Origin of the sequence: Chloracidobacterium thermophilum B (assembly GCF_000226295.1) — a bacterium.
Lineage (GTDB): Bacteria > Acidobacteriota > Blastocatellia > Chloracidobacteriales > Chloracidobacteriaceae > Chloracidobacterium > Chloracidobacterium thermophilum.
In genome coordinates, this window is sequence record NC_016025.1 from 711,391 (window position 1) to 725,954 (window position 14,564).

General features: G+C 61.9%; 12 protein-coding genes. 6 read left to right on the forward strand and 6 right to left on the reverse strand.

Annotation, left to right across the window (positions count from 1 at the left end):
* Positions 1-66 precede the first annotated feature (66 nt).
* The 3 genes from CABTHER_RS14025 to CABTHER_RS14035 form a co-directional block, all read right to left on the reverse strand.
* Complete coding sequence (locus tag CABTHER_RS14025) at positions 67-471, reverse strand: HEPN domain-containing protein (protein ID WP_014101334.1); 405 nt, start codon at positions 469-471, stop codon at positions 67-69.
* Entirely contained in the window at positions 468-791 is a 324-nt protein-coding gene (locus CABTHER_RS14030; protein ID WP_014101335.1) for a nucleotidyltransferase domain-containing protein, read from the reverse strand. Before CABTHER_RS14030 ends, CABTHER_RS14025 begins: the two co-directional genes overlap by 4 nt.
* Before the next feature lie 166 nt (positions 792-957).
* A complete protein-coding gene (locus CABTHER_RS14035; RefSeq protein ID WP_014101336.1) occupies positions 958-2,025 on the reverse strand; it encodes an NAD-dependent epimerase/dehydratase family protein in 1,068 nt (355 codons plus the stop codon).
* An 86-nt stretch (positions 2,026-2,111) separates the two neighbouring features.
* Between CABTHER_RS14035 and CABTHER_RS14040 the strand changes: the two genes are divergently transcribed.
* Together CABTHER_RS14040 and CABTHER_RS14045 are read left to right on the forward strand one after the other, a co-directional pair.
* Positions 2,112-3,179 (forward strand): NAD-dependent epimerase/dehydratase family protein, encoded by a 1,068-nt coding sequence (locus CABTHER_RS14040; RefSeq protein ID WP_014101337.1) that lies wholly within the window; start codon positions 2,112-2,114, stop codon positions 3,177-3,179.
* A 2-nt stretch (positions 3,180-3,181) separates the two neighbouring features.
* A complete protein-coding gene (locus CABTHER_RS14045; protein WP_014101338.1) occupies positions 3,182-3,997 on the forward strand; it encodes a glycosyltransferase family 2 protein in 816 nt (271 codons plus the stop codon).
* 13 nt (positions 3,998-4,010) lie between these two features.
* Here CABTHER_RS14045 and CABTHER_RS14050 read toward each other — a convergent pair whose 3' ends face one another.
* On the reverse strand, positions 4,011-6,944 hold the full coding sequence (locus tag CABTHER_RS14050; protein WP_014101339.1) for a response regulator: 2,934 nt from the start codon (positions 6,942-6,944) through the stop codon (positions 4,011-4,013).
* Positions 6,945-7,151: 207 nt separating this feature from the next.
* Entirely contained in the window at positions 7,152-8,108 is a 957-nt protein-coding gene (gene truA / locus CABTHER_RS14055; protein WP_049787546.1) for a tRNA pseudouridine(38-40) synthase TruA, read from the reverse strand.
* 199 nt (positions 8,109-8,307) lie between these two features.
* Here truA and CABTHER_RS14060 point away from each other — a divergent pair, with 199 nt between their 5' ends.
* The 4 genes from CABTHER_RS14060 to CABTHER_RS14075 all read left to right on the forward strand — a co-directional run bounded on the left by CABTHER_RS14060 (position 8,308) and on the right by CABTHER_RS14075 (position 13,814).
* Entirely contained in the window at positions 8,308-9,300 is a 993-nt protein-coding gene (locus CABTHER_RS14060) for a threonine ammonia-lyase (protein WP_014101341.1), read from the forward strand.
* Between the two features lie 34 nt (positions 9,301-9,334).
* Positions 9,335-9,946, forward strand: coding sequence for a dephospho-CoA kinase (coaE, locus tag CABTHER_RS14065; protein WP_014101342.1), 612 nt, complete (start codon positions 9,335-9,337; stop codon positions 9,944-9,946).
* Between the two features lie 360 nt (positions 9,947-10,306).
* Positions 10,307-12,709 (forward strand): ribonucleoside-diphosphate reductase subunit alpha, encoded by a 2,403-nt coding sequence (locus CABTHER_RS14070; protein ID WP_014101343.1) that lies wholly within the window; start codon positions 10,307-10,309, stop codon positions 12,707-12,709.
* 106 nt (positions 12,710-12,815) lie between these two features.
* Positions 12,816-13,814 carry a ribonucleotide-diphosphate reductase subunit beta gene (locus CABTHER_RS14075; protein ID WP_014101344.1) on the forward strand — a complete coding sequence of 333 codons (999 nt, stop codon included), beginning with the start codon at positions 12,816-12,818 and terminating at the stop codon, positions 13,812-13,814.
* Positions 13,815-13,894: 80 nt separating this feature from the next.
* On the opposite strand, the gene CABTHER_RS17295 is transcribed toward CABTHER_RS14075, so the two are convergent.
* The gene (locus CABTHER_RS17295) at positions 13,895-14,563 is read right to left on the reverse strand and encodes a phosphoribosylanthranilate isomerase (RefSeq protein WP_014101345.1); all 669 of its coding nucleotides are present in this window, start codon (positions 14,561-14,563) and stop codon (positions 13,895-13,897) included.
* Position 14,564: the final 1 nt, after the last annotated feature.

Genomic DNA, 14,564 nt, shown 5'->3' on the forward strand with positions numbered 1-14,564 from the left:
TGACAGCGGGCTTGTTTTTCTTCCTGCAAAGAACTGCCTTGTCATCACAGCCGGATCATCAGGTACTCACAGGAAGGAACAACCTGCATCTCTGAGTTTCTGGCGCAGAAAGTTGCGTATTTGCTCGGTCAAAGCTACAGCGCATCGGGTTTCTTCCACATCCGGGAAAGCTGGTGTATCGTAGCGCCCCTCCACGGCATAAGTGGTCAGGTTTGGAGCACCCCATTCGATAAGCGGTTGAAACTCAGGGTCTATCTGGATGCAACGAGTCACGAGAAAGGCAATATCGTGGGTGCGCGGGACTTCGTGCCCATGAAAGACAAGAAACGCCTTCAGATACTTCTCGGCACACTGTTGCATGTGAAAGCAAATAGCGTTTGTGGCGGGGTCTGCCGTTGCCAGCTCACCCTTGCCGATTTTGAGATCGCTTTCCGCCCGGCGCACCCAGAGCAACACGGCATCCTCGTTCATATTGGCCGGCCCTCTTTGAACACATAGTAAGTGAGAAAGCCAGTGTTTGCTTTTTGGGACTGCACCACGGCTTCCGACTGGAGGATGACATCTGCATAGAAGCCAAGTGTAGCAAACCGAAGGCTGAGTGCCGTGACAATGGCCTGTTTTTCTTCCCGCAGGGGTTCCCGGTCCGTGATAACAAAAAAGTCCCAGTCACTATCAGGACGGGCATCGCCGCGTGCGCGGCTTCCAAAAAGCAGAATGCGCACCACCTGGTATCCGGCCCGTGCAACTTCCTCGGTGATGATGGATTTGGCTGTGCCGATGATGTCATCCATGGGTGGCCACCAGGAGCAACAGGCTGTGCTTCAAGGTTTGATACGCGGCCAGTGTTTCCGCCACAAGGCAGATCCAGCTACAACCGAAAACGCCGAACACCTGTGGGCGCTTCCGCACCTGGCGCGAAGAGATACCCGGATTTCGGCTCCCTTGTGTGAGCAAAGGTCACGAGTTGGCTTTGAGGCGTACCTCCCAGGCTTTGACGATGTCGGCGAAAATATCTGCAAGCGAATGCTCGATGTTCCATCCCGGATAATCGGCTTTCATCCTTCGCAAATCGCTGTAGTAGCAGATGTGATCGCCAATGCGCGCCTGGTCAACGTAAGTGTACCGCTGCGGCTTGCCGGTCAGCGCCTCAACCATCTGGAAGGCTTCCAGAATTGAGCAGGCATTTTCCCTGCCGCCGCCCAGGTTATAGACCGCCCCGGCCCGTGGACGCTCATAAAAGGCAAACATAAAAGCCGCGACATCTTCGGCGTGTATGTTGTCGCGCACCTGCTTGCCCTTGTAGCCGTAGATTTTGTATTCCCGTTCTTCCAGATTGCACTTGATGAGGTAGCTCAGAAACCCGTGCAGTTCGACGCCAGCGTGATTGGGGCCGGTCAGGCAGCCACCACGCAGGCAGACCGTCGGCATACCGAAATAGCGTCCGTATTCCTGCACCAGCACATCGGCCGCCACCTTCGAGGCTCCAAACAGGGAGTGCAGCGTGTGGTCAATGGAAAACGTTTCGGGAATGCCATGGGCGTAGGCCGGGTCGGCGTAGTCCCACCGGGTTTCAAGTTCGACCAGCGGGATATGGTTCGGCCCATCGCCATAGACCTTGTTGGTGGACATGTGGATGAAAGGCGACTCCGGGCAGTGCTGCCGTGCTGCTTCGAGCAGGTTGAGCGTCCCGACGGCGTTCACGTCGAAGTCATCAAAGGGCACCCGCGCGGCCAGGTCGTGGGAGGGCTGCGCCGCCGTGTGGATAATGACGTTGGGGCGCAACTCAGCAATCAGAGCCGCGACACCGGCCCGGTCGCGGATGTCCAGCTCGTGGTGATGAAAGTGCGCCAGCGTCGCCATCAACCGCTGCTGGTTCCAGCGGGTGTCGCCGGCCGGGCCGAAAAATACGGCGCGCTGGTTGTTGTCAATGCCGTGCACCACAAAGCCACGGCGGTGAAAGTACTCGACGACTTCCGAACCGATCAGTCCCGAAGAGCCGGTGACCAGGCAAACCGGAGCAGGCACGTGCAGGTTCCTCGCTCAGTGTTATGGTTCTCACGTCATCACAACCTTATTGGCCACCCGGCTCATTTTCAAATGGAGACCTGCTGATGCGGATTCTGCTTACCGGCATGTGCGGCTTTGTCGGCAGTGTCGTGGCCCGTGTGCTCCGCGAGTGGCTGACCGGTGTGGAACTGGTCGGACTGGACAACCTCGTGCGCCCCGGCAGCGAAATCAACCGGCAACGGCTGCGCGAGGCCGGCTTTCGACTCCTGCACGGCGACATTCGCCTGCCCAGCGATCTGGAAGGACTGCCCCCCTGTGACTGGATTATTGATGCGGCCGCCAACCCCAGTGTGCTGGCCGGCGTGGATGGCAAAACCGGCGCCCGCCAACTGCTCGAACACAACCTTGTCGGCACGCTCAACCTGCTCGAACTGGCCCGCCGGTGGAACGCCGGCTTCATCCTGCTTGGCACGAGCCGGGTCTATTCCATCGCGGCCCTGTGCGCCCTGCCGCTGCGCGAACAGGCCAACCGGTTTGTCCCTGACCCAAACGCCGGTGCGGACGGACTCACGCCGGCTGGCATTACGGAAACCTTTTCGACGACGCCACCGCTGTCGCTGTATGGGAGCGCCAAGCTGGCGTCGGAAGTGCTGGCGCTCGAATACGGCGCGGCGTTTGGTTTGCCGGTCTTCATCAATCGCTGTGGGGTTATGGCCGGAGCGGAACAGTTCGGCAAGGCTGATCAGGGCATTGTTTCCTTCTGGATTCGCGCCTACGCGGCGCGGCGGCCGCTGCGCTACATTGGTTTTGGCGGCAGTGGACGCCAGGTACGCGACTGCCTCCACCCGGCCGACCTCGTTCCGCTGCTGGTGGCGCAGATGAACGCCGGACAGGACGCCGGACTTCCGCGCGTCGTCAACGTCGGGGGCGGCATGGACAGCAGCTTTTCTCTGGCGGAACTTAGTGCCTGGTGTGCCGACCGCTTCGGCCCGCACGAGGTCACGGCCGACCTGACGCCACGGCCGTTCGACGTCGGCTGGCTGGTGCTGGATGCAAGTCTGGCCCGGACCCGTTATGATTGGCGGCCGACGTACACACGCGAAGCCATCTTTGCTGAAATTGCAGAGCATGCCCGGCAACATCCAGAGTGGCTGCGGCTTTCCGAGGACTAGCCATGTTTGCACCCGACCCGAACCTGCCGCCCCTGAAGCGCCTGTCCGTTGTCATTCCGGCGCGGGATGAAGCCGGGTGTATCCGTTCGACCGTCGAGCACCTGTACGTTGAACTGCGGCTGCACCAGATTCCACACGAAATCATCGTCGTGGACGACGGCAGTACGGACGCCACGTGGGAAGTCCTGCAGGCGGCCTGTGCCGACATTCCCACCCTGCGTCCGTTGCAGAACACGGGTGAGCACGGATTTGGGCGCGCCATCACCTTTGGTTTTGAGCACGTCACGGGCGATGCGGTCGTCATCATGATGGCGGATGAATCGGATGACTGCCGCGATGTCGTCCGCTACTGGCGGGAACTCAACCGGGGCTATGAGTGCGTCTTTGGCAGCCGCTTCGTCAAAGGCGGGGGAACGATTGACTACCCACCCATCAAGTGGGTGCTCAACCGGCTGGCCAATACATTTCTGCGGCTGCTGTTTGGCATCCGGCTCAACGACACCACGAATGCTTTCAAGGCGTACCGGCGGGAAGTCATCGAGGGCTGCCGGCCTTTTCTGTCGCCGCACTTCAACCTGACAGTGGAACTGCCGCTCAAGGCGATTGTCCGGGGCTACACCTGGACGGTCATTCCCATTACCTGGCGCAACCGGCGTACGGGGTTGGCCAAGCTCAAGATCAAGGAAATGGGCAGCCGGTATTTCTTCATCTGCTGTTACGTCTGGCTGGAGAAGTATTTCAGCCGTGGCGACTACCGGCGCAAGCCACAGCCCCAGGCAATGCCCACCACCGAGACCGAAAGGGCCCTTCCACACTAGCTGTTGCACACAGCTAGCCAACCTTCGTTGGCTGCTCGGCGGTGTTTTTGTCCATCATGGATTTGACCTTTTCGACAATTTCAGTTGCCGTGAAAGGCTTGTAAATGAGGTTATCCCGGAAGGCAAAGCTCTGTCTGGTGTCATCCCTGTCGGCGTAGCCCGAAATGAAGAGCACCGGCAGGTCGGGATAAGTCTCCCAGATGGAGGAAGCCAACTGAACGCCGTTGACGTTCGGCATGCGGACATCGGTGACAACCAGATCGAAGCGCCCGGCCTGCTGCTGGATTATGTTCCAGGCCGCCTGCCCGTCTCTGGCTTCGACAACGGCAAAACCACCCGCCAGAAGCGCTGCCCCCACGGTCGCCCGCACGTCCGGGTCATCCTCAACGACCAGCACCCGCTGCGCCTGCGCCGACGGCTTGAGGAACGACAACCGATGTGAGCCAGAGGTTGGAACGCCAGAGGCTGGCTGCTCAGCCACCGGCAGGTACACGTGGAAGGCTGTCCCCTTCCCGACTTCGCTTTCAACCCGCAGCAGCCCTCCGGCGGAAGTGATCGTCCCCAGGGCCGTTGAAAGCCCAAGTCCGGTGCCCTTGTGCTGTTCCTTCGTCGTGAAGAACGGCTCACACAGCCGCGCCATGACTTCCGGCGGGATGCCGGTTCCGGTGTCGCGTACGGAGATGCGGACGACCGGCTGCGCCGCCAGCAACTCCTCCAGGCGGCTTCCGGCCGGAAAGACCACGCCGCCGGCTTCCGCCGCAGTATCGGCTACCAGGGTGGTTTCCAGACTGATCGTGCCTCCGTTAGGCATGGCGTCGCGGGCATTGACCAGCAGGTTGAGAAAAACCTGCTCCAGTTCCTGTGGGATGGCGTACACGAAGACTTCGCCAGCGGCGAAGTTTGTGGTCAGTTCGACCTCCTCGTTGAAAAGCCGTTCCACCATCCCCTGCACCGTTCGCAGGGCATCGTGCAGCGGGAAGCACAGGGCGGCGCTGGCTTCGCTGGCGCGGCTGTACGCCATCAACTGCTTGACGAGATCGCGCCCGCGCTCGGCCGCCCGCCGGATAGACTGAAGCCCCTTACACGCCGGATCATCGGGGGCACGCCGGCTGAGTTCAAGCGAGCTGTAGCTGAGAATCACGGTCAGAAGATTGTTGAAGTTATGGGCGATGCCACCGGTGAGGTGCCCCAGCAACTCCAGCTTTTGCGACCGCAGACGCGCTTCTTCACGGCGTTCGATTTCGGCTGTCCGCGCCGCCAGCTCACGCTCCAGGTTGTCACGCGCGTCCTCCAGACGTTGCCGGGCAATTTCCAACTCGATGTTCGTGGCGCGCAGGTAGGACATCGTCTTTCCCACCTGTCTGGCCATGGCATGGAAAGCCTCCGTCAGGTGGGCAATCTCTGCCGGCAGTTGCGTCGCCGGCAGGGTTTGCCCGTTCGGGCTGTCTGGCAGGATGTCTGGTGCCCGCTCTGGATCGGCGGCAAGCACCCGTGCCGTGGCGGTCAACTCATCCAGCGGTCGCATCACCCGGCGGACGGTCACACCCGACGCCCACGCCACCACAAACAACACAAACGGAATAGCCAGCAGGAACGGGATGAACACCGTCGCCGCCCGCTGATGGACAACCGCGAAGGGGACCAGGGCATAGCATTGCCAGCCGGTCTCCGGCTCCCGTTCCTGCCAGACCCAGAAGCGGGCTTCTTGCCCGGAGGCAGGAACCGGAAGCCACAGCGCCCGGTCATACGCCCGAATGTCGGAGAGCCTCGTTTTGGCCAGCAGTGGAAAAAGGTCAGGGCGGTTTGTCGCCAGAACCTGCGACTGCCGGTCCAGGACGACCAGGTGGAACGGTTCACCCCGATGGGCGACACTGCCCGACAGCAGCCGTGAGAGTTGGGTGGTCGTCATCCGCCCCTCGACGACGCCTCGCACGCTGCCATCCAGCAACCGAATCGGCGCGGCAAATGCTATGCAGGGGTCCTTCCCCGCCGGGACTGGACAGTGCAAACCATCTGAAATCACAACGTTTTGCCCGGACAGTGCCGCCTGCAGGTAGGGATGGCCGGCAACATTCAACTGCGGTTCGGAAACCACGGGACTGCTGGCGATGACCTTGCCGGCCGTGTCGGCCACCAGAAGTGTCTCGAACAGAAAAGCGTGCTGGTGATAACGCTGCAACCTACGCGCGACGGCGGCTGGGTCGTCTGGCATCTCGGACAGCCGGTTGGCAAGTATGATCACATCCTGCCGCGCTACCAGGAGCTTGTCACTGAGCACATTGGCCACAAACCTGGTCTGTGTTGTCAGCTCAGCACGTACTTCCTGCTCCTGCTGGTCCGATGCAGCGTGGGCATACCAGACGGCCAGCGCACACGCCGGCACAACCGCCACCAGAGTGAGCACCCGTGTCAGCCGGGCAGCCATGGTGTTTTCCGGCAGCCTGGCACCATACCGTGCCAACAGACGTCCGAATGCCGGCCAGCCAAGAGATGAATCGGCCAGGGTCGTGCACAGCAACCCATTGACGACATACTTGAAGGCTACAGCCGGGCCGAGGCCATCCGGGTACACCCCGGAACGGACATGCAGGAAGTAAAGCAGCGGCGAGATACCAACCCAGAAGACGGCATCCGCAAAGAGTGCCCGCCACTTCCAGCGCCGGACACACCACCCGACAACAAACGCCTGAGCCACCAGAAAAGGCAGCGCCAGACCGTGGACCCACAGCCACACCGTGGCAAGACCGGCCAGCAGGGCCGCGACCATTCCGTATAACGGGCCGAAAGTCAAGGCGATGATGAGCGGAAAGATCGGACCAAAGATGAAGTGCAGATCACTGCCGATAGATAGCGGGAAGGCATTGAGACCAAGCCCCAGTCCCCCGGCAACGAGCGCCGCCAGGGCAGCCGGCACGTCCAATTTCCACAGAGGGAAGGTAGCCTTCATGTTCGGCTCCAACGGTTTCTGCTCTGGCGACAAGTCACTATTGCGGCCGCAGCATTTTCGTCGCCGCTGCCGACAAATCTTCCGGGGGGACAGAAGGCGGCAACGGCGCGCAACGGGGTCGGAAAGAGGTTCAGTCTGCACGAATCGGTGCAAAAATCTCAACATCAGCTATACCGCCGCCAAGGCTGTCCACCAGACGGACAGGAGCTAGGGGCGGCCGGGGCGCGCCGGCCGCGGCGGTGAACGGCGTTTCGGCTCCGACCGGTACTTCTGCACCATTGCTTCCCGCTCGGCCGGCAGTCCCAGCCGCGCCAGGACATCCACTGGCTGCGGGTCAACCAACTCACGCGGATACTCCACCTTTTCCAGAAACAGGCCCGAAGCCGGGGCCGTCAACTGCGCGATGGTCTCATTCGGCTGCGCCCGCCGCAGCGCCAGCCGGATGTCCTCCACCGTCAGCTTTCCAGCGCCGACGGCCACCAGCGCCCCGACAATCCGGCGTACCATCCGCCATAAAAAGTGCGACGCGCCAATCCGCACGACCATCATCCCCGGCCGCAGGTTCACGGTCAGCTCATGCACATCCACGAGCTTTGATTCCGTCCGGGCCCGCTCGTCGCGCGTCAGGCTGTGGTCAACTGGGCCCTTCTGGGAAAACGCCGTGAAGTCGTGAAAACCCCGCAGGACTTCCGCTGCCGCGCGCATCTTTTCCACATCGAGCCGGTCCCGCACCCACCAGATGTACTTTTTTGCAAAGGCCATCCGCCGCAACGCAATCTGGTAGAGGTAATAGCGCGCAATGGCGTCGTGCCGCGCGTGAAAACTCAGCGGGGCCGGTGCGACATCAAGAACGCAAATATCGCTCGGTAGCGCGTCATTGACCCGGTGACGCAGTTCATCCGGGTCCAAGCGCGTTACCGTTCGCAGGTGGGCAACCTGCCCCAGCGCATGCACACCGGCATCCGTCCGCCCGGCCCCGCCCAGGTCAAGCGCCGGGTCGCCAAGCACTTCGCTCAATGCCCGGCGCAACTCTCCGGCAACCGTACGCACCTGACGCTGTTCCTGCCATCCGGCATACCGTGAGCCGTCGTACTCGATGGTCAACCGATAGGCATAGCGTGACGGTTGGGCAACCTTCCCATTCTTCTCTGGCCTGGACATCATTTCCTGACTTTCCGGCGCGAGGCAGTCGCACCCGCGCCTGACGTGCATCGTGACATGCATCGTGGTCGCCAGACATGCCGCCCGGCGGTTTCTCCCCCGGTCGTCTTCGGGAGAGAGATTTTACTGGACAGTCGCGGCCAAACGCCCGACACTACTGAGTGCGGTTAGCACTGATTTTACCCTTGGCTCAAGTCGTTTTATGTCGTACTCGATTCCCCTCGAAGCCTTCGTGGCGGCGCGGGAGCGGATTGCCCCCTACATCCGCCATACCCCGATGCTGCCAATGCCCCTGGTGCACCGTGACGTGCACCCACGCATTCACTTCAAGCTCGAAAACATGCAGGTCAGCGGCTCGTTCAAGGCGCGTGGCGTGTTCAACACCCTGCTCCAGCTCGATCCGTCCCAGCGTCAGCGCGGCGTGATTACGGCCTCCGGCGGCAATCACGGGCTGGCGCTGGCGTATGCAGCCAACCGTCTCGACGTGCCGGCCATTGTGTACCTGCCCGAACGCGCCAGCGAAGACCGCGTCATGCGGATTGCGCGCTACGGGGCCAAAGTCATCAAGCACGGCGAAGCCTGGGACGATGCCAACGCCAGGGCGCTCGAACATGCTGCGGCGGAAGGTCTGGCGTACGTCCCGGCTTTCGACGGCGTTTCGGTCGTCGAAGGACAGGGCACCGTCGGACTGGAGATGCTCGAAGACCTGCCCGACATGGACTGCCTGCTGGTGGCCGTCGGCGGCGGCGGGCTGATTGCTGGCGCATCGGCAGCCATCCGCCAGAAAAAGCCCGGCGTGACCATCATCGGCGTCGAGCCGGTCGGCGCGCCTTCCATGAGCAAAAGCCTGGCGGCCGGCTGCCGGACGGGCGTCCAACAGGTGCGTACCATTGCTGATACGCTGGCCCCCCGCAGTGTGAGTGATTTGACCTTCGGCGTCACGCGCCAGTATGTGGATACGGTGCACCTCATTGATGACCGCCAGATGGTCCAGGCGATGCGGTGGCTGTGGGCGGAATGTAACCAGATTGTCGAGCCGGCTGGGGCCGCCGTGGTGGCCGCCCTGCTGGATGGCGGCGTCCCAATAAGCAAGTACGAGTGCCCGGTGGCGCTCATCTGTGGCGGAAACGCCGCAGCCGATTGCGTCTTTGCCTCCTACCAGCAGGCCGCCGACATGCTGATGGGCATCAACTGAACCCTCCCGCAAACCGTCCCGGCAAGGTAGCCCTATGCTTCGCGTCGGACTTACAGGCGGCATCGCCGTGGGCAAATCCTATGTTTCCGCTCTCCTGCGCGAACTGGGCTGCCATGTTTTCGATGCCGACGACATTGCCCGGGCCGTTGTGCAGCCCGGCATGCCGGCGTTGAACGACATCGTGGACGCCTTTGGCCCGGACGTACTGGCCGCCGACGGCACGCTGGACCGCGCCAAACTCGGTCGCCTGGTGTTTGCCGACGCCGAAGCGCGGTCCCGGCTCAATGCCATCGTGCATCCGCGCGTCCACGCCGAACAGGACCGCCTGCTGCGCGAAGTCGAAGCCCGTGACCCACAGGGCATTGCCGTCGTGGATGCGGCGCTGCTCATTGAATCCGGCGGCTACCGGCGCTTTGACGTGGTAGTGGTCGTCTGGTGCCGCCCCGAAATCCAGCTCGCCCGCCTGATGGCGCGCAATGGTCTCAGTCGTGAGGAAGCCGCCCAGCGCATCGCTGCCCAGATGCCTTCCGAAGAAAAACGGCGCTACGCCGACTTCGAGATCGACACCTCGGAAGGGTTCGAGCCAACCCGCCAGCAGGTGCTTGCCCTGCATGCGGCCCTGCGCGCCCGCGCCCTGACCCGCTGAAGCTTGGCGCTCGTGGGGCGACGTCCGTCCAGCCCAGGATTTGCCTCCAGGGTTCGCCCGGGTTCCGGGCGACGGCGGGGCCTTACGCACGGTTTAACTTACGACGGATGGTAGGTTTACGGGCAAAAGCCACAACATCTTGTATCGGACGCCTTGACAAATCCGCCGCGGCCAGCCCACAATCGCGCTCGTTCACCGGGCAGGTTGCCCGGTGAACTCAAATAACCGACAAGGCAATCCTTCACGGGGACAAGACGGCGCACCGGGGTTCGACGACGATACCTGTGGCGTTTCCGCCCATGCACGTTGACGCACTCACTGCCCTTGTTGTCCCTGCTTACAGATAAAGAAGTCACTGCCATGAACGAATCCGCTGCTGCCCGCCAAACCGAGAGCATTCCTTCGAGCATGCGTGTCAGAAAACGCAATGGCAGCTACGAGCCGGTGGATGTCAACAAGATCATCCGCGCCGTCGGACGGTGCTGTACCGGGCTGACGAATATAGACGCCTACCGGGTGGCGACCAAGACCATCGGTGGACTGTACGATGGGGCCACTACGGCCGAACTTGACCAGCTTTCCATCAACACGGCCGCCTCGCTCATCGTCGAGGAGCCGGAGTATTCCCGCCTCGCGGCCCGGTTGCTGGCGACCTACATTCACAAGGAAGTCCGCAACCAGAACATTTATTCCTTTTCGCAATCCATCACTGCCGGTTACGACCTCGGTCTCATCAATGACCGCGTTCGCAACTTCGTCAGCGAGAACCGGCGCAAGCTCGACGAAGCCATCTGCGACGAGCGCGATCAGGCGTTTGAATACTTCGGTCTGCGCACCGTCTATGACCGCTACCTGCTCAAGCATCCCACCTCGCGCGCGGTCCTTGAGACGCCCCAGTATTTCTTCCTGCGCGTGGCCAGCGGGCTGGCGCAAACGGTGGCCGAAGCCATTGAGCTGTATCAGTTGCTGTCCTCGCTGGAATACATGGCCAGCACCCCGACGCTGTTCAATGCCGGCACGCGCCACGAGCAGCTTTCTTCCTGTTTCCTGCTCGACTCGCCGGAAGATGACCTGGCGGCGATTTACCAGAAATATACGGATGTGGCGCTGCTGTCGAAGTTTGCCGGCGGCATCGGGCTGGCCTATCACCGCGTCCGGTCGAAAGGGTCGCTCATCCGGGGCACGAACGGGCACTCCAACGGCATTGTCCCGTGGCTCAAAACGTTGGATTCCTCGGTCGCAGCCGTCAATCAGGGCGGAAAGCGCAAGGGGGCCTGCTGCGTCTATCTCGAACCCTGGCACGCCGACATCGAAGACTTCCTCGAACTGCGTGACAACACGGGGGATGAAGCTCGCCGTACCTACAACCTCAATCTGGCCAACTGGATTCCCGACCTCTTCATGAAGCGCGTTGAGGAAGACGGCCCGTGGTCACTGTTTGACCCCAAGCTCGTGCCGCACCTGCCCGACCTCTATGGCGAGGAGTTTGAGGCGGCGTACCTCAAGGCCGAAAGCGAAAAACTCTACACCCGCCAGATACGCGCCCGTGACCTCTACCAGCGGATGATGCGGACGCTGGCGCAGACCGGCAACGGCTGGATGACCTTCAAGGACGCGGCCAACCGCAAGTGCAACCAGACGGCCCAGCCTGGCCGGGTCGTGCATCTGTCCAACCTCTGCACGGAAATCATCGAAGTCACTTCCCCGACCGAAACCGCTGTGTGCAATCTCGGCTCGCTCAACCTCGCCCGGCATGTCACGGACGGCCGGTTTGACTTCGAGAAGCTGGCGCGCAACGTCCGCATCGCGGTTCGCCAACTTGACCGCGTCATTGACATCAACTTCTACCCCATCCCCTCCACCGCCGCATCCAACCGCCGGTGGCGGCCCATCGGATTGGGACTGATGGGCCTGCAGGATGTGTTCTTTCAGCTCCGCCTGCCGTTTGATTCGCCCGAAGCGCTGGAACTCTCCACCCGCATCCAGGAAGAGGTCTATTACCACGCGCTGGCGGCGTCCTGTGACCTGGCCGAAGTGCATGGCCCGCACCCGGCCTTTCCTGAAACCCGCGCGGCCCAGGGCATTCTGCAATTCGATCTGTGGGGCGTTACGCCGCCCGATCCCGAACGCTGGAAGGCCCTGCGCGAGCGCATCCGGGCGACGGGACTGCGCAACAGCCTGCTCATCGCCATTGCGCCAACGGCCACCATTGCCTCAATCTGCGGCTGCTACGAAGCCATCGAGCCACAAGTGTCCAATCTCTTCAAACGCGAGACGCTTTCGGGCGACTTCCTGCAAATCAACCGCTACCTTGTGGAAGACCTCAAGCGGCTGGGGCTGTGGAACGAAGACATCCGTACCCAGATCAAGCTGGCCGATGGCTCCATTCAGGGCATTGCCGCGATTCCCGAAGACCTCCGGCGGCTGTACCGCACGGCTTGGGAACTGCCCATGCGGGCGCTCATTGATATGGCTGCCGCACGGGGGGCCTACATTGACCAGTCCCAGTCACTCAACCTGTTTATGGAATCGCCCAGCATCGGCAAGCTGTCTTCGATGTACATGTACGCTTGGAAGAAGGGCCTCAAAACGACCTACTACCTGCGCTCGCGTCCGGCAACGACCATTGCCAAGGCAACCGTCGCGCCGACCGCGGCCGGTACGGGCGGGAATGGCCCCGGCGCGCCACAACCCACCCCATCGGACGATGCGGCGCTGGCCTGTTCGCTGGCCAACCCGGAAAGCTGTGAAGCCTGCCAGTAACCCCGGTCAGCCATCCCCGTCATACCTGGCCAGGGGCAGAATGTTTCGTACTTCGGGCGGCGCGGCACCGGTTCGCCGCGCGCCTGAAATGTAAGGAGGACTCATTATGTTGCTCGACCCCGGCTTCAACCTGACGTTGCGGCCGATGAAGTATCCGCTGTTTTATGAGATGTACCGCAATGCGGTCAAAAACACCTGGACGGTTGAGGAAGTGGATTTTTCAACCGACGTGGCTGACCTGCACAGCCGGTTGACACCAGCGGAACGCCACCTCATTCACCGCCTGGTGGCCTTTTTTGCCACCGGCGATTCCATTGTGGGCAACAACCTGGTGCTCAACCTCTACAAGCACATCAACGCGCCCGAAGCGCGGATGTACCTTTCGCGGCAGCTTTTCGAGGAAGCGCTCCACGTCCAGTTCTACCTGACGCTGCTCGACACCTACATTCCCGACCTGGCTGAGCGGGAGCGCGCCTTTGCCGCTGTCCACAACATTCCCTCCATTGCGCGCAAGGCACAGTTCTGCCAGCGGTGGATTGATTCGATCTTCCTGCTCGATGAACTGCACACCCGTGAAGACCGCCGGAAATTCCTGCTCAACCTGCTGTGCTTTGCCAGTTGCGTCGAGGGTCTGTTCTTCTTTGCGGCCTTTGCTTATGTGTATTTTCTGCGCTCCAAGGGGCTGCTGCACGGGCTGGCTTCGGGGACGAATTGGGTTTTCCGGGATGAAAGCCTGCACATGAACTTTGCCTTTGCCGTCGCCGACCAGGTACGGCAGGAAGAACCGGAACTGTTCGACGACGCGATGGAAGCCGCCTTGGTGCAGATGATTGAGGAAGCCGTGGACTGCGAAATGCAGTTTGCGGAAGACCTGCTTTCGGGCGGTGTGGCCGGGTTGTCGCTGGCCGACATGCGGCAGTACCTGGAGTTTGTGGCCGACCAGCGCCTGGCGCGACTCGGCTGCGAAAGACGCTTCTACGTCCGCAATCCGTTCCCCTTCATGGACTTGCAGGATGTGCAGGAAGTGACGAACTTCTTTGAACGACGTGTGGCGGCCTATCAGGTCGGCGTCACCGGAGAAGTCGCCTTCGACGAAGCCTTCTAGGGCAGAACCGGAAAGCACAGCCAAAGTGATGCGCCGACCCCTTCCGGGTCGGCGTTCGTTTTTGGCAGCTACGACCGGACTCAGACCGGTTCCAGCGCCTGCCGGACGGCCTGGCAAAAGGCCTGCATCCGTCGGGCATCTTTTCGTCCGGGCGCAGACTCCACCCCGGAAGCCACATCCACGCCATAGGGACGCCACCGCCGAATCATCTCCGGCACGTTCTCGGCAGAAAGCCCACCGGCGACAAAACTCCCCGGAAAGCGGTCGGTCCCGGAAGAGACTGCCTTCCAAAGGCGGTCGAGCCAGGCTTCCCAGTCGGCTTCCGGTTGCGCCTTGGGGCGGTCAAACAGCAGGTGGGCGACGTTCTTTGTCTGCGCCCACAGCCTGACTTCCGTTTCTGCCGTGGCGGCCGTCACCACCACGGCGCGAATCACCGGCCGGATGACCCTGGCTGCCAGCGCCGGGGCTTCCTGCCCGTGCAACTGGACGAAATCACAACCGATGTGCGTTGCGACGGCATTGATGGCGTCAGCAGGCGCATCCTGAAACACGGCGACGGTCTCGGCACGTCCCTGGACGGCTGCGGCAATGGCACGCGCGGTTTCCACTTCCACACGCCGTACGCTGGAAGGGGCAAAGATCAGCCCCAGCAGGTCAGCGCCGGCAGCCACGGCCGCCTCGGCATCGGCAGGGCACGTGACACCGCAGATTTTGATGCGGGTGCGCGCTGACGGCATCGCTGACAGCATC